Consider the following 19178-nt stretch of genomic DNA (forward strand, 5'->3'; position numbering starts at 1 on the left):
GGGGGCGCTTTCGCATGCCTGAAACGAACGACACCGACCGCCTGCTGGACGTCGACCTGGGCGAGATGGACGGCCCCGAGCCTGCCGAGCCTGCCGACGTGATCGAGGTCCCGACCGACTGGGGACCGACCACGGGCGACGAACTCGAGGTGGACGATCATGCCTGAGGGTGCGCTGTTCACCGCGGCCGAGTACGCCGCCCTCGCTGACCAGCAGGTTGGCAAGCCGTACGTCCTAGGCGCGAACGGCCCCCTGAGGTTCGACTGCTCCGGCCTCGTGTTGTGGCTGAACAACAGGAGCGGCGCCCTCCCGATGGGTGACGACACCGCGGCCGGGATATACAACCGCACCAAGGCCGTCACCGCGGGAGCCGAGAAGGTCGGTGACCTGGTCTTCCTGCGCAACAACCCGGCCCGCTCCAACGGCATCGGCCACATCGCCGTCCTGACCCAGAAGCTGAGCAACGGCGACTGGCGGATCATCGAGGCCCGCGGCCGCGCCTACGGTGTGGTCCGCACCACGCTCTCCTACTGGGGGACGCGGCGCTACTACACCGGCGTCCGTCGACTGCCTGCCTTCAGGCTGGCCACCAGCACCCCCGCGCCGGCCCCAACGCTGGACGCGCTCGATCTCCGGGTCGCCACCTTCAACTGTTCGGACCCCCGGTTCGGCGATCCGCTGACGCCGGCGCGCGAGCGGGCCCTGGCTGCCACCGTGGTGGCCGCGAAGGCTGACGTCTACCTGCTGACCGAGGCACCCTCGGCGATCCGCTACGTGCTCCGGGACGCGATGCCCGGTGGCCGTGCTCGCTGGCTGGTGTGGGAGCGCGGCACGCAGGCGATCATGTTCGACAAGCACCGGTTCAGCTACGCCGCCGGAGATGACCCGATCACCTTCGGCCCGACCGACTATCACGGCGGCGACATCGCCGAGCTGGTCGACCGCGCCACCGGCCGCACGATGATCTTCGGCGCCTACCACCTGCCGCCCAACAAGGTCGCCTCGCTCGAGAGCCAGGCCCGCTACGTCGACGCCTTCACCGCGGCGATGCGCAAGCATGACGGCGTCCGGATCATCGGCGGCGACGGCATGGACAAGCCGAGCTGGGCCGATGGCTGGATCGACGTCCGGAGCGCCGCGGCGAAGTCGAGCACCCGCAATGCAGCGACCTACAAGACCTCGGTCACCGACCGGGTCCAGTCCGATCCCGAGACCCCTGTCGTGTGGCGTGGCTACAACGTCAAGCAGTCCGGCATCGGCTCCGATCACAACCTCGTCATCACCGCCGGGACCATCCCGGCTGGCGTCTCGTCCAACTAGGAGGCAACCATGCCCACCCAGACTGCTTACCCGTGGAAGGCCACGGTCCGCACCGTGCTCGGCGTCATCCTCGCCCTCGGCATCGTCGGGCCCCAGCTGCTGGCCATCGTCCAGGAGAAGCTCGGCGGCTACATCCCCGCGGACGTGATGACCTACATCGCGTGGGGCGTCGGGCTGATCGTCGCCATCTCGGCAACCTTCACCCGAATCATCGCGATCCCGATCGTCAACGCGTGGCTGACGAAGATCGGCCTCGGCGCAGAGCCCAAGAAGACCGACGCCTAGCTGCTGCTCGGCCACTCATCTGATCGACGACGCAGGCCAGCCCACGCGGCTGGCCTGCTCCGTCATATCCGGCCACGACGGTGGCCACCAGTGCTACTACCGCGACCGGCTGCACGAGTGGCCGAACGAACCCAAGGAGAAGCAATCATGACCGATGACCAGTCCACCATCCACGGCCTCGTCGTGGCCGAACTCCGCGGCCCTGACGGCAAGCTCAAGGCCCGCTGCGAAACCCGCAACCTCATCACCGCCGTTGGTGACCAGTTCTACGCCGGCCGCGCCGCACTCCTCTCCGGCCTGCCCGCGCAGGTGACCGGCATGAAGCTCGGTGCCGGCTCCACCGCGGTCGCCAAGACCGGCGCCGGCGCAGCCCTGGTCACCTACCTGAGCAACAGCCACCAGGCGCTGACCAGCACCGTCACCGCAGTGGCCGGCGTCGTCACCTTCGTGGCTGCGTTCGCGGCAGGCAAGGCCACCACCGCCTCACCGATCACCGAGGCCGTGCTCTGCACCGACGCACTTGCCGACGCCACCAGCACCGCAGCGAACACCATCGCCCGCGTACTGCTCTCCGGCATCGGCAGCAAGGGCGCCAGCGACACACTGACGGTGACCTGGACGCACACCATCCTCGGAGCCTGACGGCCGTGCCCCAGAACATCTCGGTCAGGGTGGGGAGCATTCCCGCGTTCGGCCGGGATGCGCTGGTGTACGGCACCTACGAGCCGGACGCCAGCACGGCGGGCACGCTCACCTCCGAGGCGGTCCTCTCGGATGGCAGCCACGACTACAACGCCGACGTCGACTCGGTCACCATCCCCGACGGCACGGTCATCACCAGCAAGCGGATCTTCGGCGACATCGTGTTCGCCGGCTCCGCGACCCTGACCGACTGCCTGCTGGTGGGCGGCTCTCAAGCCATCACCTCCGGCAACATCGGGGTCCTGTCCTGCGTCGAGAGCCGCACCGGGCAGGCCGTCCTCACCGACTGCACGATCCGGCCCCGTAAGGAGTCGGACGGCAGGGACGGCGCGCTCGGGAAACAGTTCGAGCTGTACCGCTGCCGCATCGTCGGCGGGGTCGATGGGGTCGGGATCTACAACAAGTACGGCACCGACGCCAACGTGAAGGTCAAGGGCTGCCTGATCGAGGACCGGGCATACACCTACACCGACCGGGACCACTCCGACGGCACCCACTCCGACCCGATCCAGATCCAGGGCGGCAGGTTCATCGAGGTCATCGGCAACGCGATCAACGGCACCGGCCACTACATGACCGGCTCCGGCACCTACTACAACACCCACGCCTCGACCGACGCTGGCGACTGGCCGCTGCTGATGCCGACGCCACACTGCCCCGGCTCGGGCATCCTCGTCAACGGGAACGTCGCGGCTGTCGACTCGACGGTCATCATCGACAGCAACTACTTCCGCAACACCAAGATCATGATGAACGTCGGCAGCCTGGGCAACGGGTTCGTCTGCACCAACAACCGATTCTCAACGGTCGACCGGCCCGCGAAGAACGTCAACGGCACCGTCCGCAATGGGGTCACGCTGGCCTTCACCGCGAACGAGTACTGGATCCGGCTCTACAACCAGACGGTGAACAACACCGACATCGTTGGGCTGACGTCCGGGGGTGCCGTGGTGAACACGACCAACGTCTGGCTCGACGGGGGCAGTGCGGGAACGGCGCTCACCACACCTCGAGCCAATGGCATCCAGAACGACAACTTCTAGGAGGCCCCGGTGACCGCCAACCTGAAGCGTTTCGACCCGGCCGGCACGGACGGCGCAACCGCCACCCCGACCGGCAACCTGGCCTCGGTCATCGTTGCCGGCGCGGGTGCGGTCGCCTACGAGGCGGACTACGGCATGTCCCGTGGCTCGAACATGGGCCTCCGGGCGACGTCCCCGGGCACGTCCGACCAGGCGAACATCAAGGTCACGACGACGGCGGCCGCGGCAGGCACCGGCCAGGTCTACGGTTCGTTCGAGAACTGGCCGACTGGCGGAGCGCAGGAGTTCACGACCCTCCGCACGTCAACGCTCAACTGCATCCGCCAGCTGGTGTCGACTGCTGGCTCTGTCACCGTGCAGAACCAGGCCGGGTCGACGGTGGCAACCCTCGGCAGCATCAGCCTGAACACGATCTACCGGTTCGAGCTCGAGGCCACGCCGGGCACCACGACTTCCAACGGGTCTGGCCGCGCCCGCGTCTACGACGACAGCGACACCCTCGTCTACGACTCCGGGCCGCTGACCGGCAACTACGGCGGCGGATCTGGGACCAAGACCGTCAGCGAGTTCCGCGTCGGGGACCCCGCCACGGCCACAACCTCAGGCTTCGCGTTCGGCTTCACGCAGCCAGCCATCGACACCGACACCACCCCACCCACCATCGCGCCCGTGTCGGCGGCAACCAACTACACCAGCAGCCCCGCAGACTCCGCCGGAGCCACCGACACCGCCTCCCCCGTGCAGGACATGGTCGAGAGCCTGGCCGACGCAGCCGGCGTCACCGACCTTGACGGCCCGCAGACCATCGACTACGGCCCCAGCAGCAACGACGGTGGGGCCGCCTCCGATTCAGCCTCGATCGCTGCGGCCACGGCTCGCACGGCAGCCGACGGCGCCGGGGCGATCGACTCAGCGTCGGCAATGGCTGACTTCGCTCGAGCCATCGCGGACGCTGCGGGGCTCTCCGACAGCGCCACCGCCGTCCTGAGCTGGGGCGTGGCCCCAGCCGACAGCGCTGGCGGCACTGATCAGCTGGTGATCGTTGCCACCGCGGCAAGACTCCCTGCCGATCCTGCCGCCGGAACCGACGCAGCCACCCGCGTCCTCGATGTGTCGCGAACGGCCGCCGACGCTGCTGGTGGCACAGACGTGGCCACCGCCTCGCTCGCCCGGGTCATGGTCAGCGCGGACGCGGCCGGCGGCACGGATCAGGTCTCGGTCGCACTCACCATCGAGCGGGTCGTGACGGACGCAGCCGCCGCGACCGACGTCCGGACGATCGTCATTCTGCTGCCGATGCCCGCCGGCACCCCCAGCTACAGGATCGTGCAAGCCCGGACATCCCGGCGGCTCGTGCAGGGCGGCGGAAGCCGAACAGTCAAAGCAATGAAGAGGAGACAGTGATGCAGGTCGAGGCACGTTGGCACCGTCCAGGCGCACGCCTGGACTACACGTTCGACTGGACCGACCAGCTGGTCGACGGTGACACCATCGCCAGCAAGGCGGTCTCGATCGTCACCGACTCGGCCATGACTGTGGATGCCGGGACGATCATCGCCGTAGGTGGCGTCGCTGCAATGGGCGTCGTTGCCTGGGCGACGGGTGGGGTCCTCGGCGACACCGCCCGGGTGCTCTGCATGGTCACCACGACAGCGGGCCGGGTCGACACCCTGGCGCTCGATCTGACGGTCGGCTACCAGTTCTGAGGGCAGGCCCGCGAAGGCCCGCCATTCACGCCACCTGAGGCGCTGCTGACCCAGCAGGCCCGCTCCCGCCCAATCACATGACCGCCCCTCTGCCATCGCGGCAGAGGGGCGATTTTGTGCGTTTCAGGCGGCGAAGCCTACGGCCACACGCAGCTGCTCCGTGGTCGTTCCGACATAACGCTGAGTCGTGCTGAGGTCAGCATGCCCGAGGAGCTTCTGGATCGAGCGCAGGTCATGTCTTTCGCCGACTGTCGATTCGTGCTCATGGTGGTGATCCTGATGGGCACCTCTGACAGTCCACCCGGGACCACGATCAGGCTCACGCGACTGCCGCCACGAGCGCGTCATGATCGCTCGACGGAACGTGCTCCACGGCGACCACGGTGGCGGCCGTCGAGCTGATGACGTGGTCGATGCCCTCGCCAGCATCGCTGTATCCGGGGAACGTCCGGCCGATCCACTTCGGGCTGAGGTTGAAGTCACCGGCAACGATGACCCGCCCGCCCCATCGAGCGATCGCGCTGACCACCTTGGCCGCCTGCCTCGTCACGTCGGGAGCGTGGGGCGAGAGGTGCGTCACGCATGCCCGCCAGGACTGACCGAGGGGCTTCACGCACAGGAGGCGTCGGGGTTGGCGACCGGTCACACCCTTGGCGTTCGCGCCCCACGGGAGGGCCCAGACGTAGCGGGTCTGGATCGAGCCCTTGATGAAGATCCCGTTGCCCGACTGGTTGCCGCGGGCCCGGTCGTTGCATCCGGTCGAGGCCTTGGTGTTGGTGAAGGCACCCGAGTAGCCGAGCTTGGCGAGCTTGGTGCGGAGGTCGCGGTACTGGCGTCCGCAGAGTTCCTGTAGGGCGACGACCGTGGGCTGGTGGAGGGCCACGAGGGCGAGGACGTCGGCAGTCACCTTGGTGGGGAGGCCGCGATTTCCGCCGCCTTCGCGATCGAGTCCGCCGTGCACGTTGAGCGTCATCACGGTCGGCGTAGCCGGCGCCGGGGGGGTGTCATCGGCTGCCGCTGAGGGCACGCAGCCCGTTAGCAGGGAGAGGGAGGCGATCGCCGCGACGAGGGTGCGAGCGAGCTGCGCGATCATGCCGCCACTGCCTGAAGGTAGCTATGGCTAGAGCGTGCAGCCATAACACATGTTCTAACGTGTCGCGAAGTCATGTCCATATTCGTACCGCCTCCGGACGGCGGAGTCACGGTCCCGTGCTCAAGCCAGGACACCGAAACCCCACAGGCCATCGCCCACGCCATGATCGTGCGGCGGTCGATCGGCTTGCCGGAGAGGTAGTTGTTGATCGTATTGCGGTGCACGCCCAGCTCGCTGGCCAGCCGGGTCGCGTTGGTGCCACGCTCCCGCATGGCCTTGTGAAGCCGGTCGACCAGGTCGAACTCCGGCACGTTGTCGACACTGTGCTCTTGACTCATGGCGCTCATTCTTGCACTACGTAGTGCATACGACAAGAGGGAAGCGGGCGACACACCTGCACAACGTGTTGACACAACGTTGTGCAACTGCATAACCTCTGGGCTATGTCACAAACCCAAGCCCTCATGACCAGCGCCGAGGTCTGCTCCGCACTGGGCATCGATCGCTCCACTCTGACCCGATGGGTTGCGGCTGGCCGGATCGCTCCTGCAGCCAAGGCTCCCGGCAAGCGTGGGGCGTTCCTGTTCTCCAAGGCGACCGTCGAGGCCGTCCTCAAGACGGAGGCGGTCTCGTGATCGCCCTCGCCCTCCCCACCCTGACCAACGCCCTCCTGACCGGCGCAGCATTCGCCGCCGGCGGACTGTTCGGCTGGCTCATCTGGCTCGCAGTTCGGGGCATCGCATGATGATGACCGCCTACCTCGCCACCGTGAACCGGGTCCTGGCCCGCTTCGGTATCGCCAACGCGATCGCCCTGAACGACTTCCCCAAGGCTGAGCGGCTGATCGTCGACTACGTCGACCTCACCCTTGCCGATCTGGCGGTGGCGTGATGGCCCAGCGCTTCGCCCGCCGCAACGCCGGCAGCAGCCACTCCTACACCCTCGACGGCGCCCGCATCCCCGGCGTCACCACCGTCATCGGCATCCTCGACAAGCCCGCCCTGGTCAACTGGGCAGCCCAGCAGACGGCCTACTACGCCGACGAGAACTGGGACAAGCTCTCGGGGATGCGTCCCGGCGAGCGCATCTCGCTGATGGAGAAGGCCCGGTACAACACCAACCGCAAGGCCGTCGTCAAGGGCAACCGGATCCACGACCTGGGCGAGAAGCTCGGCAAGGGTGAGCAGGTCGACGTCCCGCTAGAGATCCGCTCGCAGGTCGAGGCGTACGCCAAGTTCCTCGACGCCTGGGACCTCGATGTGATCGCCACCGAGACCCCCGTCTGCCACACCGAGTGGGCCTTCGCAGGCACCTTCGACCTGATCGCCGAGTCGCCTCGCTTCGGCCGGGCGCTGATGGACATCAAGACCGGCAAGGGCGTCTATGCCGAGGTCGCGCTGCAGCTCAACGCCTACGCCAACTGTGACCTGCGTCTGGTCGGCACCGAGGTTACCGGCCCCCGCGGTGGGGTTAAGACCGAGTGGCTCGAGGCGCCCATGCCGAAGATCGACACCCTGCTCGTGGCCCACGTCCTCGAGGACTCCGTCGAGATGGTGCCGATCAAGCTCGACCCGACCATCTTCGAGGCCTTCCTGCACATGCTCGAGATCTTCGAGAGCTGGCACAAGCGGACCGGCTGGGACTACCGCGACGACGACTCCTATGACAACCCGATCGGCAAGCCGGTCTGGCCCGAGAACCTCCCTGCTACTGAGAAGGCGCCCTACTGATGGCCATCAACTTCACCCCGTATCGCATCGAATGGCAGGGGCCGGAGCGCACCCGCGTCGTGCTCAACGAGGACGGCGTCATCGTCCACTGGCCGTCACGCCCGGGCGCGATCGAGGAGTGCGACGTCGACCGCCTGCTGGAGGTCATCGCCGAGGCCAAGCGCTACCGCGAGTACCAGGCCAAGCGCATCGCCGACGTCGCCGCGGCCGCGATCCGCAGCGAACTGGGCGTCGACGCCGACGACCAGCCCCCGTTCTGAAACCCACCCACACCCGAAAGGTCATCCGTCGATGACGCTCGAACGCTACGACCCGCCGGCCAACAGCCCGGCCCTCATCAATCCCACCACCGACTCCTGGACGGTCGTCCTCGCCGACGTCATCGCCCTGGCCACCAACATCGCGAACACCGACTTCGTCCCGAAGGACATGAGGGGCAGCGTCCCCAAGGTCGTCGCCGCGATCCTGCACTCCCGCGAGCTGGGCCTGCCGCCCATGACTGGGCTGGCCGCGTCCTACGTCATCAACGGACGGGTGGGGGTCTCGGCGGAGGCCATGCGTGCCCTGATCGACCAGGCCGGGCACAGCATCCGGATCACCGAGATGACCGCGGCCCGCTGCGTGATGAAGGGGCGCCGCTCGACCTGGGACCAGGGCGAGTGGACGACCGTCTCCTACACGATGCAGGAGGCCGTCACCGCGGGCGACGCGAACAAGAACCCGAACTACCGCACCCGCCCCTCCGACATGCTGCTCGCCCGCTGCACCACCCGGCTCGCCCGGATGCTGTTCGCCGACGTGATCCACGGCATGAGGTCGGTCGAGGAGCTGCAGGACATGACCGCCGACTCCGACGGCGTCCTGCTGCCGCTGGAGCAGTCCTCGGCCAAGGTCTCCCGCCAGAGCGCGACCCCCGCGCCGGCGGTTGAGGATGGAACCCCTGCCGCGCTTGGGGGCGCGGCACCCACGGCAATGGGTGGGGTTCCGGCACCGGGGGAGGCCGCGTCGGAGCAACGTCCCGCGGCCTCCCCTGGTCGCAAGCGGGCGCCGCTGACGCCGCGGGGCAGAGCAACCCAGCCGAGCCCCGAGCCTGCCCCTGAACCCACACTGGACGCCGAGCCTGACGAGGATGGCGTCTACGACGTCGCGATCGTGGAGCCGGGCGAGCAGCCCAACGTGACCCCGCTGGCCGCCGCCAAGGCGGAGATCCGGGCGAAGAACATCGTCACGGTGCAGATGCAGTACGAGCGCATCCTCGGCAAGCCGGTCAGTCGTGACGAGCGGATCATGTTCACCCGGCTGCTCGTGGGCCGTGACGACGTCGACTCGACCAACGACCTGACGTCGGACGACCTGCGCGAGCTGCTGAAGAAGCTCGAGCGCACCCGCGACCGGGACCAGCTGGAGACCTACGTCGGTTCGCTCACCGAGGGCGGCGAGTGATGGCCCGCGTGCAGTGGGCCCGAGGCCGCTTTAAGGACGTGGCTCACGCGATCATCGACGGCGACCTGGTCGTCCTCTGCGGGACGGGCATGGTCGAGTCCTTCCCCGCGATCCTGCGGACCGAGACCGAGGACCAGCGGACGACCCTCCGCGCCATGGCCTGCTCGGACTGCTCGGCCATCGTCGGCGAGCTGGCGGAGGCGCTGGGGGTGGTCAGCCAGCAGCCGACCGCGCAGCCCACGGTGGAGCAGGTGGCAGACGCGATCCATGCCTCTTTCGATCTCGATACGCCGGAGGATGACGAGCCCTGCTACTGCGATCTCGACGCCCTCAATGAGGCAGCGCATGCCGTGCTGGTGCTGCTCCCGGGCCGCACCGAGTCGGAGGTCAAGGCCGAGGCGTGGAACGAGGGCTGGGCTGCCCGCGCAAGTCGCGCCCACCTGAAGGTCGGCGAGTCCGTCCCCGCCCCGGCACATATCAACCCATACCGCGCCGACCGGATCGAGGCCAACCATGGCTAGCCATCTGCTCTGGTTCCGCCTACCTAAGGGCCGCGTCTGGCACGTCGCCTGCTCCGGCGCTCAGGTCGCCCTCTGCGGCCAGTCCATCCCGGCTCGTGGCGAGCGGCAGCCCAAGCGGCCTCCGTTCGGCGCGAGGCCCTGCCCGGACTGCGACAACGTCTCGGCGCAGGTCGAGTTCGCGATGTGCGACGCGCTGCGGATCCGCTACGAGCAGGAGCACCCCGAGGACCCCGGTCCCTACCAGCACCGGATCATCCCGATGCAGAGCAGCGAGCCGTTGCTCGCTGGGCTCACCGTGACCGACGTCGGCGAGGACGAGGGTGACATGGTCAGCCGAGCATTCCTCGGTACTCCGCTCCCCATGGTCGTCGAGCCCTCCATGACCGGCAATCAGGTCATCGTCGGCGACTTCGGGGGCGAGTCATGAGGATCTATGTCGCCTCGTCGTGGCGCTGCGCCGAACAGCCCACCGTTGTCGGCGCACTTCGGAAGCAGGGCCACGAGGTCTACGACTTCCGCAACCCGCCCGGCAAGACCGGGTTCGGCTGGCACGAGATTGACCCGGAGTGGCTCGGCTGGACGATCGAGAGCTACCGCGACTGTCTCGATCATCCGCGGGCAGTCGAGGGGTTCGACGCCGACTTCGAGGCGATGCGGTGGGCGGACATGTTCGTGCTTGTCCTGCCGTGTGGTCGGTCTGCTCACCTCGAACTCGGTTGGGCGGCAGGTGCGGCCGTGCCCACCGCGATCCTGCTGAGTCAGGACAAGTTCGAGCCTGAGCTGATGTACCGCATGGTCGACAAGCTGGCCACCTCGCTGGACGAGCTGCTGGATTGGACCGACCCCGAGCGGTGGGGGACAACGCCATGAACCGCCCCGTCCCCAAGCCCACTACCTGCAAGCGCTGCGAGGCGACGATCCGGTTCGTCGAGGTCATCACCCCCCGCGCAACCTTCCCGGTCGCCGTCAACCCCGTCCCCGATCGCACCGGCAACATCGCCGCCCGCAAGCTCGGCGTCCGCTACACCGCTGGCTACTTCCTCAGGGGAGGCGAGGAGCCCAAGCCGGGGTTCGTCGTCTTCCGCAAGCACACCGAGGACTGCCCGCCCGAGGCTCCGAAGCACTCCCGCTCCGAAGCCACCCCGCTGTTCTGAGCACCCGCTCAACCGTCGAAAGGAACCACTGTGTCCGATCTCATGAAGCTGGCAGCCGCCCTCCCGGGTGACTCCGAAACCAACGGCCTGGACTACCTCGCCGAGACCCTGGCCGACAATCCCGAGGGCCTGACCGTCACCGCCGTGGTGACGTTCGACGTCCGGGACGTCCGGTTCGTGGTCGACAAGGGCATCCACGTGCCCACCATCCAGATCCGCAGAGCTGAGGGCTGGCTGACCGAGGACACCCCGGTCGAGGTCCGCAACGCCATGGTCGCCCGTGGTGAGAAGCGGCTGAACAAGGCCCCGCTGCCGTTCGGCGTGCTGGAGGGTGGCGGCTCCGATGAGTGACCGCGACTGGAAGGACCGCCTCGTCGCCGAGGCCGACAATGCGCTGGAGCATCAGCTGGTGCGCGACGTCATGGCCGAGCTGCGCGAGAACCTGGGCGTATCGGACACCGGACTGCCCGCGTACGGCATCGCCAAGGTCGCGCACTACGCGGCCGTGGTCGCAAGGGCTCAGGCGTTTGGGTTCGACCCGGACCTGCTGCGGCTGAGCAATGAGGAGGCGACCTCCGAGCAGATGCGGCTGGCGGCCGAGCTGGTGCTCAAGGGCGTCCCGGTTCACGTGATCGAGGTGGGCGACGATGAGTGAGCACGCCCACTCCTGCGCCGACTGCGGACGTGACGAGGTCCGCGACAGCGAGAACCTGCATCGCCTGGCGGATGCCGCCGAGGAGATGGTGAAGGTCGTCCGCGACAGCCTCCGCGTCCCGGTCGTCTTCAACATCACCAACGAGAAGCTCAGCCACGAGCAGGGCTCGGCGATCGCCGAGAAGCTCCGCCGCCTGCTCAACCCGGCCACTGTCCGCGACGTCGACCTGACGCCCGAGGCGGTGCCCCATGACTGAGGCCACCCTCGCCACCCGGCAGCAGGTCGTCAGCCACCTCGCCCGCGGCCGCACCACGCAGTGGATCGCCGACGGCATGGGCCTGCCCATCGATGCCGTCCGCCAGATCGGCCGCGAGCATGGCGCCCCCGACATGGGCAAGCTCGCCGCTGCCTCCGACGCCCTGCGCAAGCAGCTCGACGCCGGCGCCACCGTCCGGGCCGAGGTCGAGGGCAAGCCCGTCCCCGGCGGCATCACCGCATCCACCGGCATCGAGCAGCTGCTGAAGGAGGCCGAACGTATCGAGTCGCCCCGCCTCGTCAGCAGAGGCAAGGACCTGGCGCAGCGGCTCACGCAGTACCGGACCGACCTCGCTGCCGCCAGCAAGCAGCACGCAGGCAAGGCGGAGAAGGCCGGCAAGCTGGCCCGGCTCGCTGAGCTCAAGGCCGAGGAGGCGAAGATCCGCGCCGAGCTGCGCGGGTCGGCTGCTCCCGTCGTTAAGGCCACCACCCGCAAGGCTGCCGCGCCGAAGCAGGCCAGTGAGTCCGCGGTCATCCGCAGGTGGGCGAAGGGCGCCGGCGTCGTGTGTCCCGAGTTCGGCCGGATCCCCGGCAGCGTCCGGGACGCCTACGCCAACCGGAACGGGGTCAAGGCATGACCACCATCACCTACGCCAGCACCGAGTGGATGCTCGACGCAGCCTGCGCCGGAATCCCCGACTTCACCGAGGCCGAAGTCACCGAGCAGCGCCCGATCTGCGCTGGCTGCCCGGTGCGGTCGAGCTGCCTGAGCTACGCGCTGGAGCAGCCCCTGCCGAACCCCACCTACACGACGAGCTACGCGGGGCTGACCCCGGCCGACCTGGTCAGGGTGGCGCACGGTGGGGAAGCGAAGCCGCCACGGGTCCGCGGGCCGCGCGTGCGGGTGCCGAAGCCGCCCGCCCCCCGCAAGGTCATCACGGCCACCTGCGAGGTCTGCGGCAATGCGTTCGAGGCCAAGTCCCGGATCGCGCTCTACTGCTCCGGGCTGTGCCGTCAGCGGGCCTACACGGCCAACCTCAAGCGGCGGGCGGGGCTGTGAGCACCATCGACAAGGCCGCGCTCATCGAGCAGGCCGCAGAAGCAGCATGGGGCGAGTTCGAGGACGACTCGGACCCGTGGGCAAAGCAGCAGCCCAAGGTCACCGTTCCGACCCGTGAGGCCGCCGCTCGGACCCTGCCCGTCATCGCCAAGGCACTGCTCGCACCCCTGCGGGAGTTGCACACGCCGATTGAGCGATTCCCTCGTGGGGATGGGAACTCATTTCCGATGGTCTGCCCGGAGTGCAAGTACTGGGGGCCCTGCCCGACCGTGCGCCTGCTGGACGCCATCGAAGCCGAGGTGCAACCGTGAGCATCCTCACCTGCACCATCCCCGGCACGCCCCAACAGCAGGGCAGCAAGCGCAACGTCGGCAAGTTCTCGATCGAGGCGAACAGGAACCTCGCACCGTGGCGGACCGACGCGATCGCCAACTTGCAGCAGGCCATGACCGAGCAGGGCGTCGAGAAGTTCATCACGGCGGTGTTCGTCGAGGCGACCTTCACCTACCAGCGTCCGGCGAGCCACTACGGCAGCGGCAAGAACGCCTCGGTGCTTAAGGCCACAGCGCCCCTCTACAAGGCCTCAGCGCCCGACCTGGACAAGCTCCAGCGTGCGCTCGGCGACGCGCTGACGCAGGCCGGTGTGGTCCGCGACGACTGCCTGATCACGTCATGGGCCGTCGAGAAGATCTGGGGCGAGACCCCCAGCGTGCACCTGTGCGTCATCAGGGAAACCTCCGGCTGAGCCGCTGGCTCTGGCTGCCAGACGTGGGGAAGCGCTGGCAGCCGGGGCGAACGTCTCCACCCGTCGAACCGTCGAAAGGAACCCACCCATGAGCAAGCGCTCCAACACCGTCCCCTACACCAACGCCAACCGGGCCGGCCGTACCAAGCCGGGCCTCATCGAGGTCATCGAGAAGAGCGACCCGAGGCACTACTCGCGCAGTGAGCAGGTCGTCCCGAACCGGGCAGACCTCCGGCGTCGCGGCATCCGCGGTGGGGCATCCCGTCGCCTGCCCGGCCTGCATGCCCGCTGCAGCAAGACCTTCCGCCCGAAGGCGGTCGAGGCATGAGCACCCAGATCGAGTTCGTGCCGGTCGACCTGATCGACCCCCACCCACACAACCCGCGCCGCGACCTCGGTGACCTGACCGAGCTGGCCGCCAGCATCAAGAGCCAGGGCATCCGGCAGAACCTGCTCGTCACCCCATGGGGCGACCAGGGACGCTACCGCGCGATCATCGGGCACCGCAGACTGGCCGCGTCCAAGCTCGCCGGCTTCACCGAGGTTCCCGCGGTCATCGATGAGGACATCTCGGCCGAGGGTCAGATCGAGCTGATGCTGCTGGAGAACCTGCAGCGCACCGAAATCAGCCCGATCGAGGAGGCCGAGGGCTACCAGCAGCTGCTGGACCTGGGCATGAAGCCCGCGGCGATCGCGAAGGCCACCGGGCGCAAGGCCATCACCGTGAACGGCCGGCTGAAGCTGATGAAGCTCTCTGAGTCGGTCCGCGAGAAGGTCCACACGCACGAGGCGACGCTGGATGATGCGGCCGACCTGCTGAAGCTGGAGGACCGTCCCGATCTGCTCGAGATGGTTGCCGTCACACTCGGCACCCCCAACTTCGCCTGGAAGCTGCGCGATGCCCTGAGTACCCGCAAGCGTGATCTGGATCGCGCTCCGCTGCTGGCACGCATCGCCGAGCTTGGGGTGCAGCTTGTCACGATGGATGAGCGCAAGCTCTCCCACGTCTCCCTCGGTGCGGTCGAGACCCTCGCCGAGCTGGACGAGATCATTGCCGAGATGGGGGACGCAGGGCTGGGCGATGCCGCTGACGTCCGCTATGCCGTCCCCGAGTACGACACCCGGATCTACCTTCGCCGGCTGACGGTGCGCGACGAGTCCGCCGAGGCTGCCCGCGCCGCCGAGCGCGAAGCGGACGCCGCCGAGCGTGACCGGCTGACGGCGGAAGCCGAGAGCCTGTACGAGCTGCGTGACGAGTGGGTGCGGGCCTTCTGCAGCCGCAAGCGGATCGCAGCGAAGGACCAGCTGGCCATCATGGCCATCGTCGGGCCCTTCACCCTCGCCGGCGGAATCCACCACACCAGCTTCCAGGTGGACGAGTGGCTGCGTCCCGGCATCAAGACCGACTACCCGGACCTGCACGTCCGGCTGGCCCGAGTCGCGGAGGCGTTCCCCGGTTCCGACCCCTCTGGGTTCCTGCTCGGCGCGCTCCACATTGCCGCCGGCACGCCCTGGACGAACGCCTACGACCGCGTCGAGTCGGTCGCCCTCTACGCCCTGCTGGAGCAGCTGGGCTACCCGGTGTCGGACGCTGAGCGGGCGCGCATCACCCCGCCCACTGAGGACGAGGCGGTGGAGGCATGAGCGAGCACCCGGCAGAACTCATCGCCGCCCTCAACCGCAGGGCTACCGCCGAGCGCGTGCTGCGCGAAGTCATGGACGAACGCGTCCGGCAGCACGACAAGTGGGGCGAGCAGAACCACAAGGACGGCACCGGCCCGCTGCTGGTCTGGGCTGACAGGGCGGCCGGCGCTGCCGTGCATGCCTTCCGCAATCGCTGCGAGTACCGCTTCAGGATGGGCAACGGCACCTGGTCAGATATCGCCCTTGAGGAGATCGCTGAGGCGCTGGCCGAGGAGGACCCAGCCCTGCTGCGTGCCGAGCTGATCCAGGTTGCAGCCGTCGCCGTTGCGTGGGTCGAGGCCATCGACAGGAGGGCCGACCGATGAGCCGCCCACAGACCCGCCGATGGTCCGACGACCGCCGCCACATCGAGCCCTCCCGCCGTGGCGTGAGAGCCGCCTCGGTCGTGCTGCTCGTCCTCGTGGCCGTCCTGCTTGGGGTGACCATCGCGGCCGCCATCTCGGCGGGGCTATTCGAGGGGTTCACGCTGGCGGGGGGCTGGCGATGAGCTGGTTCGCGCGAGTCTTCGGTTGCGACAGGAGATGGACCCTCTACCCCGGGTTCTCCGACCCAGTGCCGGTCGAGCTGCCCCCCGAGGTGGAGGTCGTCGAGAGCCAGTGGGACGTCCGCTTTCACGGCGTGAAGATCGGCATCGTCCGCCCCCGCGGTGGACGGTTCGTTGTCGGCACTGCCAGTGGTTTCACGACCCCCGGAGGCGACTACCGCACTCGTGACGAGGCGGTCGCCGCCCTGATCCGAGAGGCTCAGCGATGACCCTCGGTCTCTATCTCCTCGCCGCCTCCATCGTCCTGGCCGTCATGCTCGTGGCCGTCCGCCGGGTCCGCGACTCACGCCGGCGGCAGGCGGTCTGGATCTGCACGGACTGCCGGGTCGGCTTCTCCAGCGAGGCCGCCGCCCGGGACCACCTCGCGACCCATCAGCAGCACTGACCCAGCCCAGCTCCACCCATCACGACTCGAAGGACCTCGATGCCCTGCCTCCGCTGGGACGCCTGCTGCGCCGCCCCCTCGCCCGATGGTCACTGGTGCTACCTCGACCGGGGGCACGCCGGTGTGCACGTCTGCATCTGCTGGGGACGGTGGGCCTGATGGGCATCCGCCTCGTAGGCCTCGCCCTCAACCCCAGCTGGTGCGTGCTGTCCGACCGGGCACGGCTGGTGCTGCTCCAGATGTGCTACGTCGCCCGCGACCAGGGCACGGCCACCACGGCGGGAGGGCAGTACTTCGGCGGGCACGACAACCTCATCATCAGCGTCCTCGGCAAGAACCCCGACGCCCTGACCAAGTCGAACCGGGAGACCTGCGAGAAGTACATCCAGCGCGCAATCAAGGAGCTGAAGAAGACCGGCGCCGTGACGCTGGTGACCTCCTCGGCGCCCGGGCATCAGGCCGTCTACGACCTCCACCCGAACCGCTTCCCGAATCTCGGACAGGAGCCTCTGCCTGTGGATAACTCCGCTGCCCCCTCGGGTAATGGGGGACACATAGACCCCCCCTATGCCGGACACATAGACCCCCCCATTCGGAGGGAACGCCGGACAAATACGTCCCTGAACACCGGACACATAGACCCCCCCCGAGGAGAACAGTTAGGAGAGCAGGAAGGACACCTGGAAGAACATCAACCAACTGAACCCCCCACTCAACTATGGGCCGAGCCCGTTCCCAGCCTGTGGATAACTTCATGACCTCCGCCTCTTTCGACCCGACGCCGGCACCCCAACTGATCGAGTGGCTCGACCTCGCCGCCCGCCTCCAGCTCGAACGCGACCTCGCCGACCTGCCCACCCTCGCCGAGCTGCTCGATCGGAACTACTTCCACCTGCTGGCCAAGGGCGACCGCAACCCACTGGACTCCGCCGTCCGGTATGTCGTGAAGTTCGACGCCCTCGACCTGGCCGACCGCCGCTTCAAGCCGGCCTACACCGCAGCCGATCCCGTCATCGAGGCCGACACCGCCCGCCGCATGGGCGCCCGACGTCAGGGCATCCTGCCCACGCTGGCGTCCTGGGTCGGGATCGTCGTCGACGACATGCACCGCCACGAGGCGTGGCACCGGATCCCGACCGACCCCGACCAGGTCATCTGGGCTGTCGACGGCGAGGGTGTCGCGCACCCGAGCAAGCCCGGCCCGTCCGTGGCGTCCGAGGCCGGATGGCTGGGCAGTCACCTCGAGTGGATCGTGGGTCAGCCCTACGTCATCGAGCTGGCCGACGAGCTGCGCAGGATCGTGCTCGACCTGGCCGCCCTCGGCATCGAGGACGCGGCACCCAACCGGCACGCGACCATGACCGCCGAGCAGCTGCACGAGCAGGGACTCGCGAGCAGGGCCACGGTCTACCGCTGGTGGAAGCTCGGCCTGCTGTCGGATGCCGGCAAGGTGGACGGCAAGCGGGTGTTCGTGGTGCACGAGGTGAAGGCGATCATCGACAACCCACCGTGGGAGCAGGGCCGTCCGCGCCAGCTCTCGCTGTCCGAGATCACGACGACCTTCGGACAGACCGAACCGATTGAGGAAGGATCGAACGCATGAACATCACGGAGTTCCTGCTGGCCCGGATTGCTGAGGATGAGGCTGACCTACCGTACGACGTACCCAACGACTACGTGCTGGCGCGACTGCTGGCTGAGTGCGAGGCCAAGCGGGCGATCGTTGAGGTGCACGGATGCTCCGAAGGCGGCAGGGAGGTTTGGCTCGACGTGCCCGACCTGCCCGAGTGGGAAGGCTTCACCCCCGGCTACTTCTCACGAGACGCCTGCCTCTGCTGTGACGACCTGATGCTCATGGCCAACCAGACGCGCGAGTGGCCGTGCCGCACTCTCCGCGCACTGGCCTCGGTCTACACCACCCACCGCGACTTCGATCCGGCGTGGGCATGAGCGTCAGCGGCAAGCGTCGATGCCAGACCGGCCACCACCTCACCAAGCCCTCCATAGTGGACGGTGTCGAGGGTGAGACCTGCAAGCGGTGCGGGGCGTTCCTGCTCACGATCCTCCCGGCCTACACCCGGGCCGACGTCGCCCGATGGTTCGCCATCCCGAAGCGCTTCCTGAGGAAGGGCAAGCGACCCATGACACGCCGAATGACAGCGGTGTAGTTGACTCCGAGACCCGCCAGTCTCACACTCTTTCTGAAACACGTATGCCCATCGCGGCCTACGACCCGGCCCCGGAGCTTCATAAGCCCGGGGTCGTTGCACGTCCCGAGCTACCCAACCGGCCAGTGCCGGTGGCCCACTGGCCCTAGCGCACAGGCCACCACCTACGTCCCGGAGTGGGGTCGACGGTCCACACCGGGAAGCCTGCAGCCCCCTTGGTTCGGTGACCTCACCAGGCTCACCACGAAACCGGAGCACGGCCCGACCGTCCAGCCCACGCGCTGGCCCGGGCCTCTCATAGATGGAACCCGACCCGGATGCATGACGCCGGACCGAGGGGGCTGACGTGGGCAACCCGTACGACTGGGCCCACCAGAAGGAACGCACCGACTGGCAGGCCGAGATCGACGCCCGCCCCGTCCGCTGCCACTGCCGCGGTTCCTGCGGCAAGCACGCCGGCCGATGCAGGGTCACCATCCGCCACGGGATGACGTGGCACCTCGGGCACAAGCGGGCCGTCGCACAAGGCGGAGCGGACGGACCCAAGGCGCCATGGTGCGAGCTGTGCAACCTCCGGGATGGCGTGCGAGTGCGGGAGGCGCTCAGGCGGGCGCCTCGCAGCTCTCAGGACTGGGGCTGAGGGAGGGGGGGTCGAAAGTCTGAGA

The 19178-nt window shown here is 68.3% G+C and carries 36 protein-coding genes; 34 read left to right on the forward strand and 2 right to left on the reverse strand.

The window, feature by feature from the left end; translation table 11 throughout:
- Window positions 1-14: 14 nt before the first annotated feature.
- The 7 genes from IPJ61_RS21820 to IPJ61_RS21850 all read left to right on the forward strand — a co-directional run bounded on the left by IPJ61_RS21820 (window position 15) and on the right by IPJ61_RS21850 (window position 5056).
- The gene (locus tag IPJ61_RS21820; RefSeq protein ID WP_297112918.1) at window positions 15-167 is read left to right on the forward strand and encodes a hypothetical protein; all 153 of its coding nucleotides are present in this window, start codon (window positions 15-17) and stop codon (window positions 165-167) included.
- Window positions 160-1320 carry an NlpC/P60 family protein gene (locus IPJ61_RS21825; RefSeq protein ID WP_297112921.1) on the forward strand — a complete coding sequence of 387 codons (1161 nt, stop codon included), beginning with the start codon at window positions 160-162 and terminating at the stop codon, window positions 1318-1320. Before IPJ61_RS21820 ends, IPJ61_RS21825 begins: the two co-directional genes overlap by 8 nt.
- A gap of 9 nt (window positions 1321-1329) precedes the next feature.
- Window positions 1330-1605, forward strand: coding sequence for a hypothetical protein (locus tag IPJ61_RS21830; RefSeq protein WP_297112924.1), 276 nt, complete (start codon window positions 1330-1332; stop codon window positions 1603-1605).
- Between the two features lie 147 nt (window positions 1606-1752).
- Window positions 1753-2247 carry a hypothetical protein gene (locus tag IPJ61_RS21835; protein ID WP_297112926.1) on the forward strand — a complete coding sequence of 165 codons (495 nt, stop codon included), beginning with the start codon at window positions 1753-1755 and terminating at the stop codon, window positions 2245-2247.
- 5 nt (window positions 2248-2252) lie between these two features.
- Window positions 2253-3350, forward strand: a complete 1098-nt coding sequence (locus IPJ61_RS21840) for a hypothetical protein (protein ID WP_297112929.1) — start codon at window positions 2253-2255, stop codon at window positions 3348-3350.
- Between the two features lie 9 nt (window positions 3351-3359).
- A complete protein-coding gene (locus IPJ61_RS21845) occupies window positions 3360-4754 on the forward strand; it encodes a hypothetical protein (RefSeq protein WP_297112931.1) in 1395 nt (464 codons plus the stop codon).
- A complete protein-coding gene (locus IPJ61_RS21850) occupies window positions 4754-5056 on the forward strand; it encodes a phage fiber-tail adaptor protein (RefSeq protein ID WP_297112933.1) in 303 nt (100 codons plus the stop codon). Before IPJ61_RS21845 ends, IPJ61_RS21850 begins: the two co-directional genes overlap by 1 nt.
- 319 nt (window positions 5057-5375) lie before the next feature.
- Here IPJ61_RS21850 and IPJ61_RS21855 read toward each other — a convergent pair whose 3' ends face one another.
- Together IPJ61_RS21855 and IPJ61_RS21860 are read right to left on the reverse strand one after the other, a co-directional pair.
- Window positions 5376-6149 carry an endonuclease/exonuclease/phosphatase family protein gene (locus tag IPJ61_RS21855; protein WP_297112935.1) on the reverse strand — a complete coding sequence of 258 codons (774 nt, stop codon included), beginning with the start codon at window positions 6147-6149 and terminating at the stop codon, window positions 5376-5378.
- The gene (locus IPJ61_RS21860; protein WP_297112937.1) at window positions 6146-6487 is read right to left on the reverse strand and encodes a helix-turn-helix domain-containing protein; all 342 of its coding nucleotides are present in this window, start codon (window positions 6485-6487) and stop codon (window positions 6146-6148) included. Before IPJ61_RS21860 ends, IPJ61_RS21855 begins: the two co-directional genes overlap by 4 nt.
- A gap of 105 nt (window positions 6488-6592) precedes the next feature.
- Between IPJ61_RS21860 and IPJ61_RS21865 the strand changes: the two genes are divergently transcribed.
- From IPJ61_RS21865 to IPJ61_RS21995, 27 genes are all read left to right on the forward strand, one after another.
- A complete protein-coding gene (locus tag IPJ61_RS21865; RefSeq protein WP_297112939.1) occupies window positions 6593-6784 on the forward strand; it encodes a helix-turn-helix domain-containing protein in 192 nt (63 codons plus the stop codon).
- Window positions 6785-6896: 112 nt separating this feature from the next.
- Entirely contained in the window at window positions 6897-7040 is a 144-nt protein-coding gene (locus IPJ61_RS21870) for a hypothetical protein (RefSeq protein ID WP_297112941.1), read from the forward strand.
- Window positions 7040-7879: a hypothetical protein gene (locus IPJ61_RS21875; RefSeq protein ID WP_297112943.1), complete on the forward strand. Its 840-nt coding sequence runs from the start codon at window positions 7040-7042 to the stop codon at window positions 7877-7879. The genes IPJ61_RS21870 and IPJ61_RS21875 overlap by 1 nt, the downstream gene beginning before the upstream one ends.
- Window positions 7879-8139: a hypothetical protein gene (locus tag IPJ61_RS21880; RefSeq protein WP_297112945.1), complete on the forward strand. Its 261-nt coding sequence runs from the start codon at window positions 7879-7881 to the stop codon at window positions 8137-8139. Before IPJ61_RS21875 ends, IPJ61_RS21880 begins: the two co-directional genes overlap by 1 nt.
- Before the next feature lie 31 nt (window positions 8140-8170).
- Window positions 8171-9322: a hypothetical protein gene (locus IPJ61_RS21885; protein ID WP_297112948.1), complete on the forward strand. Its 1152-nt coding sequence runs from the start codon at window positions 8171-8173 to the stop codon at window positions 9320-9322.
- Window positions 9322-9843, forward strand: coding sequence for a hypothetical protein (locus IPJ61_RS21890; protein ID WP_297112953.1), 522 nt, complete (start codon window positions 9322-9324; stop codon window positions 9841-9843). The genes IPJ61_RS21885 and IPJ61_RS21890 overlap by 1 nt, the downstream gene beginning before the upstream one ends.
- A complete protein-coding gene (locus tag IPJ61_RS21895) occupies window positions 9836-10270 on the forward strand; it encodes a hypothetical protein (RefSeq protein WP_297112956.1) in 435 nt (144 codons plus the stop codon). Before IPJ61_RS21890 ends, IPJ61_RS21895 begins: the two co-directional genes overlap by 8 nt.
- The gene (locus IPJ61_RS21900; protein ID WP_297112958.1) at window positions 10267-10713 is read left to right on the forward strand and encodes a hypothetical protein; all 447 of its coding nucleotides are present in this window, start codon (window positions 10267-10269) and stop codon (window positions 10711-10713) included. Before IPJ61_RS21895 ends, IPJ61_RS21900 begins: the two co-directional genes overlap by 4 nt.
- Window positions 10710-10997, forward strand: a complete 288-nt coding sequence (locus tag IPJ61_RS21905; RefSeq protein WP_297112960.1) for a hypothetical protein — start codon at window positions 10710-10712, stop codon at window positions 10995-10997. The genes IPJ61_RS21900 and IPJ61_RS21905 overlap by 4 nt, the downstream gene beginning before the upstream one ends.
- A gap of 30 nt (window positions 10998-11027) precedes the next feature.
- Window positions 11028-11348: a hypothetical protein gene (locus IPJ61_RS21910; protein ID WP_297112963.1), complete on the forward strand. Its 321-nt coding sequence runs from the start codon at window positions 11028-11030 to the stop codon at window positions 11346-11348.
- Complete coding sequence (locus tag IPJ61_RS21915) at window positions 11341-11652, forward strand: hypothetical protein (RefSeq protein WP_297112965.1); 312 nt, start codon at window positions 11341-11343, stop codon at window positions 11650-11652. The genes IPJ61_RS21910 and IPJ61_RS21915 overlap by 8 nt, the downstream gene beginning before the upstream one ends.
- Entirely contained in the window at window positions 11645-11908 is a 264-nt protein-coding gene (locus IPJ61_RS21920; protein ID WP_297112968.1) for a hypothetical protein, read from the forward strand. Before IPJ61_RS21915 ends, IPJ61_RS21920 begins: the two co-directional genes overlap by 8 nt.
- The gene (locus IPJ61_RS21925; RefSeq protein ID WP_297112971.1) at window positions 11901-12545 is read left to right on the forward strand and encodes an Lsr2 family DNA-binding protein; all 645 of its coding nucleotides are present in this window, start codon (window positions 11901-11903) and stop codon (window positions 12543-12545) included. The genes IPJ61_RS21920 and IPJ61_RS21925 overlap by 8 nt, the downstream gene beginning before the upstream one ends.
- The gene (locus tag IPJ61_RS21930; RefSeq protein ID WP_297112974.1) at window positions 12542-12967 is read left to right on the forward strand and encodes a WhiB family transcriptional regulator; all 426 of its coding nucleotides are present in this window, start codon (window positions 12542-12544) and stop codon (window positions 12965-12967) included. The genes IPJ61_RS21925 and IPJ61_RS21930 overlap by 4 nt, the downstream gene beginning before the upstream one ends.
- Entirely contained in the window at window positions 12964-13278 is a 315-nt protein-coding gene (locus IPJ61_RS21935; protein ID WP_297112976.1) for a hypothetical protein, read from the forward strand. The genes IPJ61_RS21930 and IPJ61_RS21935 overlap by 4 nt, the downstream gene beginning before the upstream one ends.
- On the forward strand, window positions 13275-13712 hold the full coding sequence (locus IPJ61_RS21940; protein ID WP_297112979.1) for a RusA family crossover junction endodeoxyribonuclease: 438 nt from the start codon (window positions 13275-13277) through the stop codon (window positions 13710-13712). The genes IPJ61_RS21935 and IPJ61_RS21940 overlap by 4 nt, the downstream gene beginning before the upstream one ends.
- Window positions 13713-13800: 88 nt before the next feature.
- A complete protein-coding gene (locus tag IPJ61_RS21945; protein WP_297112982.1) occupies window positions 13801-14040 on the forward strand; it encodes a hypothetical protein in 240 nt (79 codons plus the stop codon).
- Entirely contained in the window at window positions 14037-15356 is a 1320-nt protein-coding gene (locus IPJ61_RS21950; RefSeq protein ID WP_297112985.1) for a ParB/RepB/Spo0J family partition protein, read from the forward strand. Before IPJ61_RS21945 ends, IPJ61_RS21950 begins: the two co-directional genes overlap by 4 nt.
- A complete protein-coding gene (locus tag IPJ61_RS21955; protein WP_297112988.1) occupies window positions 15353-15721 on the forward strand; it encodes a hypothetical protein in 369 nt (122 codons plus the stop codon). The genes IPJ61_RS21950 and IPJ61_RS21955 overlap by 4 nt, the downstream gene beginning before the upstream one ends.
- Complete coding sequence (locus tag IPJ61_RS21960; RefSeq protein WP_297112991.1) at window positions 15718-15903, forward strand: hypothetical protein; 186 nt, start codon at window positions 15718-15720, stop codon at window positions 15901-15903. The genes IPJ61_RS21955 and IPJ61_RS21960 overlap by 4 nt, the downstream gene beginning before the upstream one ends.
- Complete coding sequence (locus tag IPJ61_RS21965) at window positions 15900-16169, forward strand: hypothetical protein (protein WP_297112994.1); 270 nt, start codon at window positions 15900-15902, stop codon at window positions 16167-16169. Before IPJ61_RS21960 ends, IPJ61_RS21965 begins: the two co-directional genes overlap by 4 nt.
- Window positions 16166-16345 carry a hypothetical protein gene (locus IPJ61_RS21970; RefSeq protein WP_297112997.1) on the forward strand — a complete coding sequence of 60 codons (180 nt, stop codon included), beginning with the start codon at window positions 16166-16168 and terminating at the stop codon, window positions 16343-16345. Before IPJ61_RS21965 ends, IPJ61_RS21970 begins: the two co-directional genes overlap by 4 nt.
- Window positions 16346-16503: 158 nt before the next feature.
- Window positions 16504-17103: a hypothetical protein gene (locus tag IPJ61_RS21975; protein ID WP_297113000.1), complete on the forward strand. Its 600-nt coding sequence runs from the start codon at window positions 16504-16506 to the stop codon at window positions 17101-17103.
- Window positions 17100-17948 (forward strand): hypothetical protein, encoded by an 849-nt coding sequence (locus tag IPJ61_RS21980; RefSeq protein WP_297113003.1) that lies wholly within the window; start codon window positions 17100-17102, stop codon window positions 17946-17948. Before IPJ61_RS21975 ends, IPJ61_RS21980 begins: the two co-directional genes overlap by 4 nt.
- Window positions 17945-18295, forward strand: coding sequence for a DUF6221 family protein (locus tag IPJ61_RS21985; RefSeq protein ID WP_297113005.1), 351 nt, complete (start codon window positions 17945-17947; stop codon window positions 18293-18295). Before IPJ61_RS21980 ends, IPJ61_RS21985 begins: the two co-directional genes overlap by 4 nt.
- Entirely contained in the window at window positions 18292-18513 is a 222-nt protein-coding gene (locus tag IPJ61_RS21990) for a hypothetical protein (RefSeq protein WP_297113008.1), read from the forward strand. Before IPJ61_RS21985 ends, IPJ61_RS21990 begins: the two co-directional genes overlap by 4 nt.
- A gap of 346 nt (window positions 18514-18859) precedes the next feature.
- On the forward strand, window positions 18860-19153 hold the full coding sequence (locus IPJ61_RS21995; RefSeq protein ID WP_297113012.1) for a hypothetical protein: 294 nt from the start codon (window positions 18860-18862) through the stop codon (window positions 19151-19153).
- Window positions 19154-19178 lie beyond the last annotated feature (25 nt).

The organism is Tessaracoccus sp., from assembly GCF_016714275.1.
GTDB lineage: Bacteria > Actinomycetota > Actinomycetes > Propionibacteriales > Propionibacteriaceae > Arachnia.

Bases quoted from the DNA above. Each gene is read 5' to 3' on its own strand.
- IPJ61_RS21820 (WP_297112918.1), top strand. From the start codon at position 15: ATGCCTGAAACGAACGACACCGACCGCCTGCTGGACGTCGACCTGGGC.
- IPJ61_RS21825 (WP_297112921.1), top strand. From the start codon at position 160: ATGCCTGAGGGTGCGCTGTTCACCGCGGCCGAGTACGCCGCCCTCGCT.
- IPJ61_RS21830 (WP_297112924.1), top strand. From the start codon at position 1,330: ATGCCCACCCAGACTGCTTACCCGTGGAAGGCCACGGTCCGCACCGTG.
- IPJ61_RS21835 (WP_297112926.1), top strand. From the start codon at position 1,753: ATGACCGATGACCAGTCCACCATCCACGGCCTCGTCGTGGCCGAACTC.
- IPJ61_RS21850 (WP_297112933.1), top strand. From the start codon at position 4,754: ATGCAGGTCGAGGCACGTTGGCACCGTCCAGGCGCACGCCTGGACTAC.
- IPJ61_RS21855 (WP_297112935.1), bottom strand. From the start codon at position 6,149: ATGATCGCGCAGCTCGCTCGCACCCTCGTCGCGGCGATCGCCTCCCTC.
- IPJ61_RS21860 (WP_297112937.1), bottom strand. From the start codon at position 6,487: ATGAGTCAAGAGCACAGTGTCGACAACGTGCCGGAGTTCGACCTGGTC.
- IPJ61_RS21865 (WP_297112939.1), top strand. From the start codon at position 6,593: ATGTCACAAACCCAAGCCCTCATGACCAGCGCCGAGGTCTGCTCCGCA.
- IPJ61_RS21870 (WP_297112941.1), top strand. From the start codon at position 6,897: ATGACCGCCTACCTCGCCACCGTGAACCGGGTCCTGGCCCGCTTCGGT.
- IPJ61_RS21875 (WP_297112943.1), top strand. From the start codon at position 7,040: ATGGCCCAGCGCTTCGCCCGCCGCAACGCCGGCAGCAGCCACTCCTAC.
- IPJ61_RS21880 (WP_297112945.1), top strand. From the start codon at position 7,879: ATGGCCATCAACTTCACCCCGTATCGCATCGAATGGCAGGGGCCGGAG.
- IPJ61_RS21885 (WP_297112948.1), top strand. From the start codon at position 8,171: ATGACGCTCGAACGCTACGACCCGCCGGCCAACAGCCCGGCCCTCATC.
- IPJ61_RS21890 (WP_297112953.1), top strand. From the start codon at position 9,322: ATGGCCCGCGTGCAGTGGGCCCGAGGCCGCTTTAAGGACGTGGCTCAC.
- IPJ61_RS21895 (WP_297112956.1), top strand. From the start codon at position 9,836: ATGGCTAGCCATCTGCTCTGGTTCCGCCTACCTAAGGGCCGCGTCTGG.
- IPJ61_RS21900 (WP_297112958.1), top strand. From the start codon at position 10,267: ATGAGGATCTATGTCGCCTCGTCGTGGCGCTGCGCCGAACAGCCCACC.
- IPJ61_RS21905 (WP_297112960.1), top strand. From the start codon at position 10,710: ATGAACCGCCCCGTCCCCAAGCCCACTACCTGCAAGCGCTGCGAGGCG.
- IPJ61_RS21915 (WP_297112965.1), top strand. From the start codon at position 11,341: ATGAGTGACCGCGACTGGAAGGACCGCCTCGTCGCCGAGGCCGACAAT.
- IPJ61_RS21920 (WP_297112968.1), top strand. From the start codon at position 11,645: ATGAGTGAGCACGCCCACTCCTGCGCCGACTGCGGACGTGACGAGGTC.
- IPJ61_RS21925 (WP_297112971.1), top strand. From the start codon at position 11,901: ATGACTGAGGCCACCCTCGCCACCCGGCAGCAGGTCGTCAGCCACCTC.
- IPJ61_RS21930 (WP_297112974.1), top strand. From the start codon at position 12,542: ATGACCACCATCACCTACGCCAGCACCGAGTGGATGCTCGACGCAGCC.
- IPJ61_RS21945 (WP_297112982.1), top strand. From the start codon at position 13,801: ATGAGCAAGCGCTCCAACACCGTCCCCTACACCAACGCCAACCGGGCC.
- IPJ61_RS21950 (WP_297112985.1), top strand. From the start codon at position 14,037: ATGAGCACCCAGATCGAGTTCGTGCCGGTCGACCTGATCGACCCCCAC.
- IPJ61_RS21955 (WP_297112988.1), top strand. From the start codon at position 15,353: ATGAGCGAGCACCCGGCAGAACTCATCGCCGCCCTCAACCGCAGGGCT.
- IPJ61_RS21960 (WP_297112991.1), top strand. From the start codon at position 15,718: ATGAGCCGCCCACAGACCCGCCGATGGTCCGACGACCGCCGCCACATC.
- IPJ61_RS21965 (WP_297112994.1), top strand. From the start codon at position 15,900: ATGAGCTGGTTCGCGCGAGTCTTCGGTTGCGACAGGAGATGGACCCTC.
- IPJ61_RS21970 (WP_297112997.1), top strand. From the start codon at position 16,166: ATGACCCTCGGTCTCTATCTCCTCGCCGCCTCCATCGTCCTGGCCGTC.
- IPJ61_RS21975 (WP_297113000.1), top strand. From the start codon at position 16,504: ATGGGCATCCGCCTCGTAGGCCTCGCCCTCAACCCCAGCTGGTGCGTG.
- IPJ61_RS21980 (WP_297113003.1), top strand. From the start codon at position 17,100: ATGACCTCCGCCTCTTTCGACCCGACGCCGGCACCCCAACTGATCGAG.
- IPJ61_RS21985 (WP_297113005.1), top strand. From the start codon at position 17,945: ATGAACATCACGGAGTTCCTGCTGGCCCGGATTGCTGAGGATGAGGCT.
- IPJ61_RS21990 (WP_297113008.1), top strand. From the start codon at position 18,292: ATGAGCGTCAGCGGCAAGCGTCGATGCCAGACCGGCCACCACCTCACC.